The organism is Chryseobacterium nepalense, assembly GCF_023195755.1.
GTDB lineage: Bacteria > Bacteroidota > Bacteroidia > Flavobacteriales > Weeksellaceae > Chryseobacterium > Chryseobacterium nepalense.
In genome coordinates, this window is record NZ_CP096203.1 from 3,739,192 (window position 1) to 3,756,408 (window position 17,217).

At 38.4% G+C, this 17,217-nt stretch carries 10 protein-coding genes; 4 read left to right on the forward strand and 6 right to left on the reverse strand.

From position 1 onward, the window contains the following. Positions 1-440 precede the first annotated feature (440 nt). Entirely contained in the window at positions 441-875 is a 435-nt protein-coding gene (locus tag M0D58_RS16965) for a cold shock domain-containing protein (RefSeq protein WP_072886276.1), read from the forward strand. A gap of 555 nt (positions 876-1,430) precedes the next feature. On the opposite strand, the gene M0D58_RS16970 is transcribed toward M0D58_RS16965, so the two are convergent. Continuing rightward, positions 1,431-2,237, reverse strand: coding sequence for a helix-turn-helix domain-containing protein (locus M0D58_RS16970; protein WP_248391923.1), 807 nt, complete (start codon positions 2,235-2,237; stop codon positions 1,431-1,433). A 37-nt stretch (positions 2,238-2,274) separates the two neighbouring features. Next, positions 2,275-3,186, reverse strand: a complete 912-nt coding sequence (locus M0D58_RS16975) for an SDR family NAD(P)-dependent oxidoreductase (RefSeq protein WP_248391925.1) — start codon at positions 3,184-3,186, stop codon at positions 2,275-2,277. Between the two features lie 218 nt (positions 3,187-3,404). On the opposite strand from M0D58_RS16975, the gene M0D58_RS16980 reads away from it, so the two are divergent. Further along, entirely contained in the window at positions 3,405-4,409 is a 1,005-nt protein-coding gene (locus M0D58_RS16980) for a glycosyltransferase family 2 protein (protein WP_248391927.1), read from the forward strand. A gap of 365 nt (positions 4,410-4,774) precedes the next feature. Here M0D58_RS16980 and M0D58_RS16985 read toward each other — a convergent pair whose 3' ends face one another. After that, positions 4,775-6,001, reverse strand: a complete 1,227-nt coding sequence (locus M0D58_RS16985) for an aminotransferase class I/II-fold pyridoxal phosphate-dependent enzyme (RefSeq protein WP_248391929.1) — start codon at positions 5,999-6,001, stop codon at positions 4,775-4,777. Between the two features lie 156 nt (positions 6,002-6,157). On the opposite strand from M0D58_RS16985, the gene M0D58_RS16990 reads away from it, so the two are divergent. Continuing rightward, positions 6,158-6,616, forward strand: a complete 459-nt coding sequence (locus M0D58_RS16990) for an Lrp/AsnC family transcriptional regulator (protein WP_248391931.1) — start codon at positions 6,158-6,160, stop codon at positions 6,614-6,616. 150 nt (positions 6,617-6,766) lie between these two features. Here M0D58_RS16990 and M0D58_RS16995 read toward each other — a convergent pair whose 3' ends face one another. From M0D58_RS16995 to M0D58_RS17005, 3 genes are all read right to left on the reverse strand, one after another. Next, positions 6,767-7,798, reverse strand: a complete 1,032-nt coding sequence (locus M0D58_RS16995) for a bestrophin family protein (protein ID WP_248391933.1) — start codon at positions 7,796-7,798, stop codon at positions 6,767-6,769. Positions 7,799-7,896: 98 nt separating this feature from the next. Next, the gene (locus M0D58_RS17000; RefSeq protein WP_248391935.1) at positions 7,897-9,969 is read right to left on the reverse strand and encodes an alpha-ketoacid dehydrogenase subunit alpha/beta; all 2,073 of its coding nucleotides are present in this window, start codon (positions 9,967-9,969) and stop codon (positions 7,897-7,899) included. An 80-nt stretch (positions 9,970-10,049) separates the two neighbouring features. After that, positions 10,050-12,152, reverse strand: coding sequence for a S8 family peptidase (locus M0D58_RS17005; protein ID WP_248391937.1), 2,103 nt, complete (start codon positions 12,150-12,152; stop codon positions 10,050-10,052). Between the two features lie 245 nt (positions 12,153-12,397). Between M0D58_RS17005 and dnaE the strand changes: the two genes are divergently transcribed. Beyond that, positions 12,398-17,074 carry a DNA polymerase III subunit alpha gene (gene dnaE / locus M0D58_RS17010; RefSeq protein WP_248391947.1) on the forward strand — a complete coding sequence of 1,559 codons (4,677 nt, stop codon included), beginning with the start codon at positions 12,398-12,400 and terminating at the stop codon, positions 17,072-17,074. The last annotated feature ends 143 nt before the right edge of the window (positions 17,075-17,217 follow it).

Genomic DNA, 17,217 nt, shown 5'->3' on the forward strand with positions numbered 1-17,217 from the left:
TTAATAATTTACATCAAATTCATAAAAACAATTAAAAACCGTAATGTTTGGATAAAAAAAATCCTTTGTTTTTAGCAATGACAGAACGCGTAAAAATTGATTTGACTTTTGAGGTCGTTCATTCATGTGATTTTTTGCTCGTATGTATGCTATTTCATAAAGCTTTAGGCTAAAAACAAATTGAGATCCAATTCATTAATAGGAAGTTTGGATGTTTTTTCGTATCTTTGTATGATAATAAAAGGAAACAACCTTTCTCTGTAACAGTTTAGATTTCTATTTTCAATCGGTTTTTTTTGCTTTTACAGCTGACAGATTTTAATACTATTTCATTTTAAGCACTTATTTAAGGCATAATCAGAGATCTTATTCAAACTTTTTATTTCTTTTCCTGCAACGGAAAAATGTATTCATGTAACAACTAAATTTTATAATAATATATGGCGGATTCTTTTTCTAAAAAAGAAAATTTCAAAAAGAAAGTTCAAAAACAAAAGGAAAAAGCTCTGAAACGTGAAGAGCGTAAATCGAGCAACAACAAAGGTAAAAGTCTTGACGAGATGTTTATGTATGTAGACGCAAACGGTCAATTGACTTCAACTCCACCGGATCAGGGGGAAAAAGCTGAGATCAACATTGATGACATCCAGTTGGGTGCAGCTCCTATTGAGGCGGAGGAACTCAGAAAAACAGGAATCGTTACTTTTTTAAGCGAAAAAGGATACGGTTTTATCACGGAAGACAAAACGAAGGAAAATATTTTCTTCCACAGTAACAACTGTGCAGAACCTGTGAAAAAAGGAAACAAAGTTTCTTACGAGAAAGAAAAATCACCGAAAGGATTTTCCGCAGCGGAAATTCAGCTGGTGAAATAAAATTACCCGGAAGCTTTTTCCGGTGTACCGAATAAATTTTTAAATTTGTCGAAATTCAACCTATGAATTTCGACTTTTTTGATTTTTAGACCTGTGTGGTAATGCGCTTAACCTGTTTAATGGTGGTTCTTCAGACTCGATTCATTATGATCTGCCTGATAAGAAGAAGAAAAGAAAATATGTCTTTGAAAAGGTAAGCGCAGTATTGTATCTTATTTCAGCTGTTCTTTTCTTTTTTGTTTTTAGAAATCCTACTGTTTCAGGAAATTATATCCAGTCCGTTGCTATAGCTTCGGTTTTAGGCTTCGCAGTATCGATGGTTATTTTCTTTGTGCTGTATCTTTTGGGAAAGTATTATTTTAAAAGCGTTTTTCAGTGGCTGTTTTTCAGTCTTTCGGTAGCCACAGTGTGTGTATCTGTATTTCTGTGGATTTATTTTAAATCAGGAATATTCTGATTGTTTAATTGGGAATCTTAATGATTGGCTTAGAGATTCTTCGCTGCTCTCAGAATGACAAAAATAAATAGTTGACTTTTGAGACGGTACTATTAATATTATCTTACCAGTGACGGAGCAAAACCGTATTGTTTTTTAAAGGCATAAGAGAAATGCGAAAGATCTTCAAAGCCAACTTCCATAAAAACATCCGACGGTTTTTTACTTTTTTCAGAAAGATGATAAAATGCAAGTTCCAGCCGTTTCTGGGTAAGCCACCGTTGCGGTGTTACCTGAAAAACCTTTCTGAAATCCCTGTTAAAGGTAGACAGGCTTCTTCCTGTTAAATACCCGAATCTCTCCAGCGGCATATTGAACATGTAATTTTTTTCCATAAAGTCCACCAGATCGATTTTTCCGGGTTCTTCAAAATTACCGAGAATGGAATCAATAGTTTTATCGATTGCCCTTAAAATACTTATGGCTTCCGTAATTTTTAATGCTGCAATATTTTCGGGAAAAGATTCCGTAAGGTCGAAATAGGGAATGAGTGATGCGAGACAGCTTTCCAATAAAGGATGTTTTTCAAAACTACGAATGGTCGTTTTTTCAGATGAATCTTTTTTCGGCGTTTCAATATTAGAATAGAAATCCTTCAGCCGTTCTGTGGTGAGGTGCATGACTACCGCTTTGTGCGGAAGTCCGTTTTTTGGATAATTGATGATGGTTGCGAGATGATTTCTGGGAATCAGGAAAATGTCACCGGCTTTGAAAAGATACGATTTGTCTGCCTGAATGATTTTTGTTTCCCCTGAGATAAACCAGACCAGCATGTGAAATTCAAAAACCGTTTCTGTTTTGAAGAGTTTGTCGTCATACGTTGAAAGCTTGATATCCGGAGTGATGTATTTAATTTGAAAATCCATAGGTAAACATTTTCCTGGGTAAATTTAATTAAAAGAATTATTCCGCTTCGAATTTTATACCGGTCATCTCTTCGCTGAGGATCCAGAGCTTTTCTGCCAAATTCAAATCTATGGAGTAGGGTTGAACTCCCCTGATTGTTGATGGGTCGCCATATCTGTGTTCAATTTGTCCGCGATCAATTTCAGCGATGTCACAGTTTTCACAATACACGCCACCGATATCTTTAAGTTCCGGACTTGTAGCACACCAAATTGTTGTGGCAGCTCCTTGCGGAATGGTTTTTAATTGAGCCTGAACTTCAGGTTTTATTTTCCCGTCTGCATCATGAGTTCCCATCTGGATATACAGATCGATGGGCTCTTCTCTTCCCAGATCTGTGCCGTATACTGAACCGGGATGTACAGCATAGGCACGGACATTGAATTTTTTTGCTCTTTCATCAAGAGCCACTGCAAAAAGATTGCTGGCTGTTTTCGATTGCCCGTAACCCAGCAGTGTTTCATAGGTCCTGTGCTCGAAATTGGGATCATTAAAGTCAAATGGCGACATCTGGTGCCCGTAAGATGAAACATTTCCTCGGCTGTCCCTTCTCAAAGGAACCCACATAATGCCGGCGTTATTGATCAGCAGATCCAGTTTTCTGCCGGAACTTAAAAACCGGTCTGCAAAATTACTGATAGACTGCGGATCCATTAAGTCCAGTTTTTCAATTTCGATATTGTTTAAGCCTGAAAGATTTTTTCCTGCTTTTTCAAGATCTCTCGCGGGTACAATGACGTAGGCTCCGGCTTCTGTGAGTGTTTTTACTGTTTCAAGTCCGATTCCGGCATAACCTCCCGTTACAATTGCCGTTTTTCCGGATAAATTAATTCCGCTGATTACTTCTTCTGCTGTTGATTGTGCATTAAATCCCGAATTGATAGGACGTTGTGATTTACTAAGTCTCATTTTTAAATATTTTTATTAATTGAGGCAAAGGTAGATTAGACAGTTTTTTTTCGTTTTGTTTAAAATGCCAATTTATTTTGTTTAAAATTTCACAGTATTAGAAAAGTGTTTTCTAATATCCTGATCTAATTCTGTTAAATCCTCCTTTCAAGTTATAAATTATCATAAATGCGTTGCGCATTCCTTCATGAATAAGTAATTTTGAAAAATTTTCAGATTTGAGTCCTACCATTTCCATAGTTGTTGCTATTTTTAACCGTAAAGATGAGCTTTTTGAGCTCCTCACTTCCCTGACTTCCCAAACCGATAAAGACTTTGAAATAATCATTGTGGATGATGGCTCATTGGTAGACCTCCGTCCTGTGATTCAAAATTTCGAAAGCTTTTTATCGATAAAATACTTCAGGAAAGATAATTCCGGCCCGGGACTTTCGAGAAATTACGGGGCGAGGAGAGCTGCCAATGAATGGCTGGTTTTTGTAGACAGTGACGTTATTGTAGAAAAAGATTATATCGAAAATATCAAAAAGGATATTGTTGAAATTCCGTGTGATGCTTTCGGCGGGGCAGATAAGGCGCATAAAGGCTTTAACCTGATGCAGAAAGCGATTTCCTATTCCATGACTTCCGTTTTTACCACCGGCGGAATCAGAGGAAATAAAAAAGCGGTATCGAAGTTCCAGCCGAGAAGCTTTAATATGGGAGTAAAAAAAGAAGTTTTTGACAAAGTAGGCGGTTTCTCTGAAATGCGGATAGGAGAGGATCCGGATCTTTCCATGACACTTTGGGAAAACGGATATACCACTGCTTTTTTCGATAATATTGCTGTTTATCACAAGAGAAGGGTAGACTTCGGGAAATTCTCAAAACAGGTGTATCAGTTCGGTTGCGCAAGGCCCATCCTGAATCAGCGGCACCCGAATTATGTGAAAATATCATTTGCTTTTCCTACTTTGTTTCTATTGGGTTACATTATGGGCTTCCTGGAATATTTTATTATGGGAAAAGGAATTATCCTTGCCTTTTACGGTCTGTATACTTTTATGGTTCTCTTTCATGCATTATTTGTCACCAAAAATATCAGTATTGCCGGAATGGCGGTAATATCCACTTATATCCAGATGTTTTCTTATGGTTACGGATTTTTAAAATCATGGATATTGTTAAATGTTTTCAGGATGAAGCCGGAGGAAGCGTTCCCGAAACATTTTCATAAAAATTAATTTAAATTATTTTATAAACGTACACATTGTCATTCGGGAAGAATCTCAGCAACAATTTTTATATTAAAATGCTTTACTTCAAAATATGTAAATTTTAAAATTTTGTAGGCTTTATCTTTCAACCTTAATCATCCGTCTTTTGTTGTTTAATATTTTCAAACTCTTGATTTTTCTCCCGCAGATTCCACAGATTTTGCAGATATATGGTCTAATTTTCATTTAATGCATTAAGTTTCTCATCTTAGAAGGTATCTCAGCAATGCATTTCAAAAACTATGTCTGGATGCTTTTAAGATAACAGTAAAGCGTTAAACTTTATTAAAAAAATAAAGCTGTTGAGTGAACAACAGCTTTTTGAAAGGAAATTAAGATGTAAATATGGTTTCATGGTTGAGAACGCCTGTTTTGAGCATGCATTCCCGCATCTTTTCGTAAGTTCTTTTGATATCATGATCGAGACCGATGGAAAAACGGATCAGGCCATCTGAGATTCCCATTTCGGCACGTTCTTCCTCCGGTATTTCAGAAGAAGTTGAGCTTCCCGAACATGAGAATAAAGTTTTATAAAATCCAAGGCTTACCGCAAGATATCCCAGGTTTTCCTGCTGCATCATTTCCATCAGTTCGTTGGCTTTTTCGGTAGTTCCTGTATCTACTGTCAGCAGCCCTCCAAAACCATATTCTTCATGCATCATGCTTTTCATTAATTCATGGTTTTTGTGGGATTTCAATCCGGGATATGAAACTTTCAATCCGTCATTTTCAAATCTTTCAGCAAGATACTTGGCATTGTGGCTGTGCTGTTTCATTCTGATGTGAAGGGTTCTGAGGTTTTTCAGAATACTTGCAGAACGCAGGCTGTCCATGGTAGGTCCCAACAGCATGCATGCTCCGGTATTCACATTTTTGGTGTCGTTGATGAATTCCTGGGTTCCACAATATACACCGCCCACCGTATCGCTGCTTCCGTTAATGAATTTCGTAAGGGAATGAATCACAATATCCGCTCCCAGTAATGAAGGGGAGATGGAAAGTGGTGAGAAGGTGTTGTCAACAATAAGTTTCAGGTTGTGCTTTTTACAGATTTCAGATAATTTTCTCAGGTCGGCAACCTCAAGGAGGGGATTGCTTACACTTTCACAGTATATAATCTTTGTGTTCGGCTTTATAGCTTTTTCAATAGAATCAAAATTATTGATGTCTAAGAATGTAGTTTCAATATTAAATGGCGGAAGAAAATTTTTCATGAAAGCATAGGTTCCTCCGTAAATTGTTCTGCTGGAAATAATATGGTCTCCGCTTTTACATACCTGTAATAAAACCGAAGTAATGGCGCCCATACCTGAAGCGGTAACATTGGCTGCTTCCGTATTTTCCATTTTGGCAAGGGCCTGGGAAAGATACAGATTCATAGGAGAAGAATGCCTTGAGTACAGATAACAGCCTTCCGCATTTCCCTCAAATGTATCAAACATTGTTTTTGCGGAGAGGAAGGTATAGGTAGAACTGTCTGAAATGGATGGGTTTACCCCGCCAAATTCACCGAAATACTGTAAATCCTGAATTTCATTTGCCGCGTTAAAATCTTTCATAACTATTTAATTTTTTTCCGATGCTAAAATGAAAGTATTCCTTCTTTTTTACAAGGAAAAATTGATTTTACAGAATATAAATCTATTAAATATCAATCTGATAGAAATAAAGTTTATTATATTTGATAAATGTAAATTTTTAACAAAAAAATATCTATGGCACTGGATAATACGGATAAAAAATTGCTCCTTTATTTACAGGAAGATTCAAAGCAGACCACCAAAGAGCTGTCCTACAAGCTGGGTTTGTCTGTAACTGCTGTTTATGAACGCATCAGGAAACTGGAAAATACAGGAGTTATTTCCAAATATGTCGCTATTCTCAACCGCCATAAAATCGACCGTGATTTTATTGTTTTGTGCCATGTAAAATTAACCCAGCACAAAAAAGAATATGTATTGCAGTTCGAACGGGAAATCATGAACCTGGATAAAGTTACAGAATGTTTCCACGTAAGCGGAGACTATGATTATATTCTGAAAATCGCAGTAAAGGATATGGAAGATTACCGGAATTTCATGCTTTCCAAACTTACCACATTACAGCATATTGCAAGCACCCACAGCTCTTTTATGATCTCTGAAGTGAAAAATACAACGGCGATTGTTCTGTGAATATAATATTTGAAGCTATTCCCGCTTTCCGCACTCGCTATTTTTTGGTATTGGCGCGGCGAAGCCGCCGCGCCAATACCAAAAAATGAGCTCAGACAAAGCTGCAATCGGGGCTAGGCCGCAGTTTGTTACTTCAATAATAGTTTTAGATTATACCAGAACACCATTTTTAGAAGCAATCGGATCCGGAAGTTCGGTATCACCTGTCATTTGCAGCAGGTCGATTTCTATCGTCCTGCAGATGGACAACATCGGAATGTCAAACATGAGCCCTTCAAAAGGGTTTTCAGAATAATCACCTACCAGTTCCATAATGATGTAAATCCATCCAATTGTAATGCAAAAAGGAATTGAGGCCCAGACGCCCCAGTCTCCCAATTTGGCAAATTCGCTTACCAGACCTAGCGGAAGCAGCATGATGAAAATAACGTTAAATACAAAAGCGGTGCTGGCAAACTGTCTTGGCAACGGGAATTTCTTGATTCTCTCAGCTTGTCCCTGTAACGTATAAAATTCGTTCAGGCAGTCCTGAAGCTGCATGTGATTAAATCCTGAAATGGCACCCATATTCTTTAATTCGTTAATATCTTTTGATTGTTGTGCGATAAGATGGGTTGCAAAATTCTTGTATTCAGACTGAATTGCTGCCTCATCTTCGGATAGATATTTATTAAGGAATATCGGAGTTCTTCCATAATCTGGAAAACCTGCTTTAATTAAACGATTACGTTTCTGATCTACACTTTTTAGCTGGTCTTCTTCCACTTTAATATGTTCCCATTCTGTAGGAATCAAAAGCTGTTCGCGCAATTGATAGAGCCACGCAATGTGTCGGTACACTATTTTTTTCCGTCGGTCTTCAAGATCGAACTTTCCGATTTCATCGTTTCCCGTGTCAAATGCAGAGACCATGGAGCCGAGCATACGGCTGGAATTTACAATACCACCCCATATTTTCCTGGCTTCCCACAATCTGTCGTAGGCCTGATTGTTTTTAAAACCAACCAGAAAAGCTTCTGCCGTACCGATCAATGCTACCGGAACCCAGGGAATGATCATCCAATGCCAATTGAAAAAATGAAAAAGAATGGCAATCAAAGTACACCAAATGGAAATCATAATAAGATGAAATCCCGATAAATTGAGAACCTGCCTGTAATTGACATATTTTGTAGTGATCATAAAAGATATGCTTTTTTTAAAGATTATTAAAAGTAACAAAAAGCATACAAAAAAGCCCCTAAAAATTTTTAGAGGCTCAATTTTATTTTTATTGTAAATTAATATTTCAGCATTTCTTCAATTTTGGCGCTCAGCTTTTCAGCGTTTGGCAACATTTCTTTTTCCAGCACAAGGTTAATAGGAACTGCCGGAACGTCAAGCGATCCCATCGTTTCTACCGGAGCATCAAGATACCTGAAACAGTTTTTGGAAATTCTGTGTGCAAAAGCTTCCGCAAAAGAGTTGTTAAGCTGCTCTTCCGTTAAAACGATACATTTTCCGTGCGCTTTTACTCTTTCAAAAATCAATTCTTCATCAAGAGGAATCAATGTTCTTAAATCGATAACTTCCACTTTTCCGCCGAAATTTTTCGCTGCTTCTTTAGCCCAGTAAACCCCCATTCCGTAAGTAACAACCAGTAAAGTTCTGCCTTTTTCCGTTTCATCTTTATCGGCTTCAATGATTACTTTTCCTTTACCGAAAGGTAAAATATAATCTTCCGCCGGCTCTATTGTTTTTGCATCTTCCGTTCCAGGAACTTTACTCCAGTAAAGACCTTTGTGTTCCAGCATAATTACCGGATTCGGATCGTAATAGGCCGCTTTCAGTAAACCTTTAAAATCTGCCGCATTGCTTGGATAAGCGATTTTTATTCCTTTAATGTTGGCAAGAATACTTTCTACGCTTCCGCTGTGATATGGTCCGCCGCCGCCATAAGCGCCGATCGGTACACGGATGATATTGCTGACCGGGAATTTTCCCTGGCTCAGATAGTTCGATTTCGAGATTTCCGTGATCAATTGGTTGATTCCCGGATAGATATAATCGGCAAACTGAACTTCAACGATCGGTTTCAGGCCAACCGCACTCATTCCGGTAGTGGAACCAATGATATAAGCTTCCTGGATAGCGGTATTAAAAACCCTTTTACTGCCGAATTTTTTTCCTAATGTTACCGTCTCACGGAAGACACCACCGATTCTTTCTCCAACATCTTGTCCGTATAGCAAAGCTTCCGGATGTTTCCACATCAATTCCTGAATAGCATGTATGGCAGCATCTACCATTACAATCTTTTCACCACCTGCAGGCTCACGTGTTCCTGTTTCTTCCGTAATCGGAGTCGGTGCGAACACATGCTGCATTACCGTTTCAGGTTTCGGATCCTCGGCATTTTTTGCTCTGTCGAAGGCTTCTTCGGCTTCAAGACGGGCTTTTTTGGTAATTTGTTTTAATAATTCTTCATCAACACCGGAATCCAGCAACTGGTTTCTAAGGATTTCTCCCGGATCTTTAGCTCTGTGTTTTGCCAGATCTTCTTCATCTCTGTAAAATTCTCTTCGTACTCCGGAAGTATGATGGCCGATAAGGACAGTTTTTGCACAGACAACCAAAGGTTTTCTCTCATTACGCACAAAATCAACCGCTTTTTTCATGACTTCAAAACTTTCAATGAAATCGGTACCATCCACTCTCATTCTGCTAAGGCCTGTGAAACCTGCCACGAAATCGTAAGCGTCACAGGTTCTTGCTTCATCTTTGGTTACAGAAATTCCCCATTCGTTATCCTGTACCAGGAAAATAATCGGAAGCTGATGTAATGCTGAAAACTGAAGCGCTTCACTCACTTCGCCTTCCGTAACGGAGTTGTCTCCGAGGCTGCATACAACAACAGGATTGTTTTCAAAGTGCTGCAGATTAAAGTCCTGAATATATTTTATACCTTGTGCCACTCCTGCTGTAGGAATGGTCTGCATTCCGGTTGCGGAACTCTGATGAATGATTTTAGGTTTGTTTTCGTCCCTGCTAGAAGGATGGGAATAATAAGATCTTCCTCCTGAAAAAGGATCTTCGGCTTTAGCCAGCAATTGCAGCATCAGCTGATAGGGTTCGAAACCTATTCCTAAAAGAATACTTTCATCTCTGTAATAAGGGGATACCCAGTCTTCTTTTTTTAATTGATAAGCAGTAGCCAGCTGAATCGCTTCGTGACCTCTTGAAGTGCTATGAACATATTTGGTAACATTTCTGTTTTCTTCGTAAATGTCTGCCATTGCCTTGGCAAGCATCATATGATTATATGCTTTTAGCAGAATCTCCTGTGAAACTTTCTCGTGAAGTGTATTTTCCATAGAAAGCAAAGATAAACAAAAAAACAAAACACTAACAAGTGTTAGTGTTTTGAGCGTTTTAAATAAAAATAATGATAATGTTATTCTTTAATTACTTTTTTAGAAACAGTATCTTTCTCTGTTTTAACTTCTATAATATATACTCCTTTGATATAAGGTGTCAGGTCAATGGTTTCTTCCTCATTTTTGAAAATTCCGGTCTGAAGTTTTTTTCCGGAAAGATCATAAACATTATAAACGGATTTCTTAGGGGCTTTTAAGACTTTTACGAAATCTTTTGTAAGCGTTGGCGCTATTACCATTCCGTTGTTTTTTATAAGGTCATTGGTTGACAATGAAGATTGTGTTTGCCCGGTTACCATAATGGAATAGTTCTGTGAAGACGTACTTCCGGAATCGTTGACTAATGTACCTTTGTTTGTGATTTCAATTCTGTAGCTTCTGCCCGCAACGGGATTGTCAATGACTACCTGCTCCACATTATCCACCGTGTTGTCTGCTTTTGACGCAGGTGTTAAAGGACTGTTGGCGTTAAGCTTCCAGGGATAATAAACGGTATTCGTAGTAAGGTCTATAATTCTCAAATCCAGATCATTAATTAATTTTGATGATCTGTTGTTGTAAACATCAGATATAAACTGATAATTGGGTTCATACTGAGGATCTATCCAGCTAATGGTGGCTTTTAATGGTTCACCTCCGCTCGCTATTATGGTTTTGCTGTTTTTAACACCGCTATTTAAAGTTTCATTGTTGAAAATTACGGTATTATTGGCTTTTCCTACCAGTAATTCTGCTCCTTTTTTAGCATCGATAAAACCCCATCCGAACCATGGGTCCGGTCCTATATTTCCAGCTTCTGAAGCGGAGTGAACAGTAAGTACTTTTGCTGAAGCAGCATCAAGTAATGCATTATTGAACAGCTGCTTGTAAATTTGGGTCCATAATCCTATGATTCCTGTAACAACAGGTGCTGAAAAAGAAGTTCCGCTTCCTTCTGCCCAAAGAGAGCTCCCCGAAGCTGAGCTAGCGGCATACAAAACGTCCGTTCCTACAGTAGAGATATCCGGTTTTATTCCACCGTCATCTCTGGGACCTGCGCTACTGTAAGTGGAATGTGCTACATCAAATGAATCTGTATAACGGAAATTATTGGTGGTAATAATGTCTGTAGCTCCCACAACAATAATATTTTTTGCCAATGATCCGGGGCCTATACAGTCGTAGCCCTGTGAACAATTATTCGGTGGGGGAGTGTCGTTGCTTCCAAATGCGGCCTGGCCGTTCGAAGTGCTGTAATATTTAGGAATTGTTGCTGAACCTCCATTCGGGCCCATACCGAATGAATTTCCTGCAGATTTTACAATAATGAAAGAAGGGTTATTGTAAACCAGAGCGTCATAATTGTAATCATTGTCATCATAAGTTCCCTGAAAATCGTAAAATGTATTACCGCTTTTAGAACCGTTGTAAACATAATATAAATTTCCGTTGCTGTCATAATCTTCATCCCAACCGGCATTAATACCATAAGAATGATTGGAAATATTGGGAGATGCAATAATAATTTTTTCAAAAACATTACTGCTGGAACTGTTGCCGGGCAAAGTGGTTGTTGCGAACATATAGCTGTCCATCGTAGAATTAATGGCAACTCCTTTTGTGTTTCCTACAATACCGCTACTGTTGGATAAAGTAACACTTTTTCCTCCTATAAAGCTTCCTACACCTGTAGAGTGATCAGAATAAATCTGGGAACTTGCCTCCTTATTGCTTATTCTTCCGGGCGCATTATTGAAAGCTGTATGTGCTCCGTAAATTCTTCCGCCGTCGAAGATGGTATATTTGATGTTTTCACCATTGAAAGCTCCTGTCAGTCCTGTTACGTTGCCGGCTGTATTCAGTAAATCAGAATTTGAATTGGATAGCTGCCTGGTGTCCTGTTCCTGTAAAAAGTAAGGAATATCAAAATGAAAACCTCCAAGCCGTGATTTCAGAGAATCTATTTTTTTCTTAGTGACTGCGTCCGGACTTTTCCCGTAGACTTTTTCAGCATACCGATCAAACTTTTTCTCATTCTGAATCTTTTGCTGTTCAAATTCTCTTCTTAAAACTTCATTGTTTTTCTGTGAGTATACCAATACACCCAATAATGTACTTAATACAATTAGATTTTTCCTCATGCCGCTAGTGATTATATAAATATCGATAACAAATGTAAATAAGATTCATGATTTTTCATTAAATGTTGTTTATGCTATAATGAATATTAATTGAATTTTAATGATTCTTAAATTTTTAATAATGTGTATTTAATGCTATTTAGTTTAGTACGAACTGATGATTATTTAATAGGCTTAAAGTTTACAGGAAATCAAAAAATGAAGTAACTTTACATTCTCTTTTTAAATAAAAGCTAGAAGATTACATGTATTTAGTTTTTGACACAGAAACCACAGGTTTACCAAAGAATTTCAATGCTCCGCTTTCAGACTCAGACAACTGGCCAAGAATGGTTCAGATTGCATGGCAGCTGCATCATGATGATGGGACACTTATTGAAAATCAGGATTATATCATAAAACCGGAAGGATACGATATTCCCTTCAACGCCGCGAGAATTCACGGTATTACTACGAAGATTGCCAATGAAGAAGGTCGTGATCTTACTGAAATTTTAAATGAATTCTCTAAAGTTTTAGAAAAAGTAAGAGTCGTTTCCGGACACAATGTAGAGTTTGATTATAACATTGTAGGAGCAGAATTTTACCGTAAAAATATTAAAGACAACCTTCAGGAAAAGCCTAGAGCCGATACCATGGTTCTGGGTACAGATTTCTGTCAGCTCGGCGGCGGCCGCGGTGGCAGATTTAAGCCTCCAAAACTGGAAGAGTTGTACGAAAAGCTGTACGGGCACAAGTTTGATGAAGCTCATAATGCTGCTGCAGACGTAAATGCAACCGCTCAGGTTTTCTTCGAAATGATGAGAATCGGGGTTATTCCTGCGGAAGTTTTAAAGATTTCTGAAGATCAGCTTACATATTTTAAAACGCTTTATCCCGACCCGATCAAACCTTTCAATATTGTTATCAGAAGGCAGGTTGCGGATTTCCATAATAAAAAGAAACAGCAGGATTTTGGAAGTATTGATGAAATTGATCTGGGAAAATATTTCAATTTTGATAATCACAGTGTTTTTTCAACATTATCGGCGACTTCCAGCATTAATGATCTGATTAAAAAAGCCACCGATGATAACTTCCCGGCTGTCGGAATGGTAGATCTGGGAAATATGATGGGTGCTTTCAAATTTGTTTCCGCGGTGGAAGGAGCAAATTCAGATCGTGCTAAAAAGCATAAGGAATATTTAGCAAAAAAACAGGAAGCGGAAGAGAAAGGCGAAGCTTTTAATGAAGCTGAACCTGTGTCAGAGCCGTTAATTCCTGTTGTAGGCTGTGAGTTTTATATCTCTGAACGGTATGAACAGAAGCAGTTTACCAAAGATGATCCCGACCGAAGAACACAGGTTGTCCTTTTGGCAAAAGATTTTAACGGATATAAAAACCTGGCAAAACTTTCCAGTATCGGTTTCCTGAAAGGATTTTATTTTGGAGTTCCAAGAGTAAGCCGCGAGCTGATCGCACAATATAAAGAAGGAGTTATCGCTTTAACTTCAGGTATTCATGGAGATATTCCTGATGCCATATTAAATACCGGGGAGCAAAAAGGAGAAGAACTGTTCAAATGGTGGAAAGATACCTTTAAAGATGATTTTTATGTTCAGATTCAGAATCATAAGCTACCCGAAGAAGAGCACTTAAATGATGTTCTCCTTCATTTTGCCGATAAATATAATGTTAAAATTTTAGCACAGAACGAAACGTTTTACACGAATAGAGACGATTCCAATATTCAGGATATTGTCAGCTGTATCAAAGATGGTGAAAAGTTGTCAACGCCCGTTGGTAAAGGTTTTGGTAAAAGAAGAGGTCTTGCTACCGGAGAATATTACATTAAAAATTCAGATGAGATCAAGGAAGCATTTCTTGCTTATCCTGATGCTTTTGATGCGTATGAAGAATTTACTGCGAAGTTCAAACCTTATACCCTTAAAAGAGATGTTTTGCTTCCGAAATTTGATATCCCTCAGGAATTCATACATGCTGAAGATGAACTTGACGGAGGAAAACGTGGAGAAATGGCTTATCTTACCTATTTAACGTATGAAGGCGCAAAAAAGAGATATGGAGTTAATGGAATAACTGAAGGTATCAAAGAACGTCTCGATTTCGAACTTGAAGTAATCGCCAATACGGGTTATCCGGGTTATTTCCTCATCGTACAGGATTTTTGTAATGAAGCCCGGAAAATGGGAGTTTGGGTAGGGCCGGGCAGGGGTTCTGCTGCAGGATCTGCTGTAGCATACTGCATCGGAATTACCAATGTGGATCCTATTAAATATGATCTCCTTTTTGAGAGATTCCTTAATCCTGAAAGGGTTTCCATGCCGGATATTGATATTGACTTTGATGATGAAGGCCGTGACCGGATTATTAAATGGGTAATCGATAAGTACGGACAGAGCCAGGTAGCGCAGATTATTACTTACTCTGTTCTGGGTGGTAAATCTGCTATTAAAGATGCAGGAAGAGTACTGGATGTTCCGATTCCTGATACGAATAATATTGCCAAACTGATTCCTTCCACGCCAGGGATGAATATTGCGAAAGCCTTGGCAAAATATGATAAACTAAAACCGGAAGAACAGATGCTCGTTGATGAGATGAGACTGGTTTTAGACAGTCCTTCTGATCCTCGTCATGACGTGCTTGCAAGTGCAAAAAAGATGGAGGGATGTATCCGGAATACAGGGATCCATGCCTGTGGGGTGATTATTACACCTGAAGATGTGAGTAACTTGGTTCCGGTAACGATTGCGGCAAAAGATGCGGATATTTTGGTGTCACAATTTGATAACTCTGTTGCTGAAAGTGCCGGTCTCCTAAAGATGGACTTCCTGGGCCTTAGAACACTTACCATTATTAAAGATGCCTTGAAGCTCGTAAAAGAACGACATGGCGTGGATATTGATCCAGACGAAATTCCTTTGGATGATGCTAAAACCTATCAACTTTTTAAAGAAGGACGAACCATCGGGATTTTCCAGTATGAAAGTCCCGGGATGCAGAAATACATGAGGGAGCTTAAACCAACGGTTTTTGCTGACCTTATTGCCATGAATGCTTTGTACCGTCCGGGTCCGATAAAATATATTCCGAACTTTATCAACAGGAAACATGGCATTGAAGAAATTGTTTACGATTTACCCGAAACTGAAGAATATTTAAAGGAAACTTACGGAATTACCGTTTATCAGGAGCAGGTAATGCTTTTATCACAAAAATTGGCCAACTTTACAAAAGGTGAGGCGGACACGCTGAGAAAGGCAATGGGTAAAAAGCAGATTGACGTTCTTAATAAAATGTATCCGAAATTCATCGAAGGCGGAAGAAAAAACAATCTTGATGAAGAAAGATTAGAAAAAATCTGGAACGACTGGAAAGCTTTTGCTGAATATGCCTTTAATAAATCACACTCTACCTGTTATGCGTTTATTGCTTATCAGACAGCGTTCTTGAAAGCCAATTATCCGGCAGAATATATGGCAAGTGTAATGAGCAACAACATTAATAATACCGACTCGATTACCATGTTCATGGAAGATTGTAAAAGTATGGGTGTTGATGTATTGGGTCCGGATGTTAATGAATCTCAGTATAAATTTTCGGTAAACGAAAAAGGACAGATCCGTTTCGGATTAGGAGCGATTAAAGGTATTGGTGAAGGGCCGAGTGAAGCTATTACAAGGGAAAGAGCAAACGGAAGATTCAAAAATATTTATGATTTCTTTGAAAGAATTCTTCCTTCGCAGATGAATAAAAGAGTGGCGGAAAGTTTGGTGTTGGCGGGAGCTTTTGATGAGCTGGATTCTTTCCACCGGGGCCAGTATTTCGATATAGATATGGCCGGGAGAACCAATCTGGAAAGACTGATCAGATACGGACAAAGCTTTCAGGAGAGTAAAAATGAGATGGAAAATTCTCTTTTTGCAGATTTTGCGGAAGAAGTTCAGATCGAACAGCCCAAACTGCCGCCCTGCCCGGAATGGCCGAATATGCATAAGCTGAACAAAGAAAAGGAAATTATAGGATTCTATCTTTCCGCACATCCTCTGGATGAGTTCAGGTATCAATACCAGTTTATGCAGGGACAGCTTTCTAAAAAGGCTGTTTTGGAAAAAGAGGAAGAAGTAAAACTGGTAGTGGATGAAGCTCCTATCCTTGAGCAGGATGCTCCTGAAGATGTTACTGAGCTTGTAGAAATTGTTTCCGATGATATTGTTGCAGGTGAGGAGGAAGAGATTATTGAAGAAGTCACGAAAAAGGCAGAGCCAAAAGGAGTTTTTCATTTTCTTAATCTGGATGAGGTAGATGCTTATAAAGAACAAGCCTTTGCCGGCAAGCAGGAAGAATTGTTTGAAGAGAAGAAGAAAGACTGGAAAACGATCCAGAAAGAAAGAGAAAATGGCGGAGGTGGTAAAGAATATACGGTCGCGGGACTGATTACTGAATATCGTGTGCAGGATGGTTTCAGAAGCGGTGAAAAGGTTGCTTTTGTTACCCTTGAAGATTATTCTGGGTCCTATTCTTTCCGGCTCGGAGACAGGGATTATATGCGTTTGAAAGAAAAGCTGGAAGTTCAGCGTTTTGTGATCTTTAAGATTAAATTTGCACAGGTAAAAGACGGAAGGGTTTTCGTGAATGTAAACGAGGTGATTGAACTTCAGGAAGCATTTGAACGGTTTGCCAAAAGCATTTCTCTGGTCATGGATGTGATGGATTTCAGGCCTGAAGATCTTACTTTTTTCAGAAGTGTTCTGGAACGTAATCAGGGAGATCAGAAACTGAAATTCTATATCAAAAATACCGAAGATGATCGGGAAGAGCATATTGAAGTTCAGTCGATGAAGCATTCGGTACATCTCAGTGGAGAACTGATTAAGGAAATTCAACTGCTTAGCAAATATGAATTTTATCTGAATTAAATATTTAAAATATTATAAAAAGCGCGGCCTGAAGGCCGCGCTGTTGTTTTGTAAATACTTGGCTGATTCTTAAAAAAATGATACCACATTTAAATTATGTTTTATTCACTATATTTTGAATTTATTTACGTTTTCTGTAATTT